The 274-nt window shown below is 40.5% G+C and carries 1 protein-coding gene; it reads left to right on the top strand.

Going from position 1 to position 274, the window contains the following annotated elements; translation table 11 throughout:
• A partial coding sequence (locus OQJ86_RS26500; protein WP_265992367.1) for a hypothetical protein occupies nt 1-223 on the top strand: 223 nt, incomplete at its 5' end.
• Nucleotides 224-274: the final 51 nt, after the last annotated feature.

Raw genomic sequence — 274 nt, 5'->3', positions numbered from 1 at the left:
GTTCTCCGTTACAAATCAGCAAAGTATCCAATCTGGAAAAAGAAAAATGCCAGTCAGCTTAACTGACTGGCATTACTCCACTCGGAGAGCTTTTTTGATTCTTTTATCCGCAAACAACACAAAATTGAACAGTAAACATCCAAACAGTTCATTTTGGGGTTTACAAGGTTTTCAAAGCCTTATATTATGCGCCTCAACAACGGAGAGATGGCTGAGTGGTTGAAAGCACCGGTCTTGAAAACCGGCATACGTTAATAGCGTATCTAGGGTTCAA

The organism is Vibrio sp. Sgm 5, assembly GCF_026241575.1.
Classification (GTDB): Bacteria; Pseudomonadota; Gammaproteobacteria; order Enterobacterales; family Vibrionaceae; genus Vibrio; species Vibrio jasicida.
This window is presented reverse-complemented; position numbering and strand designations above follow the sequence as displayed.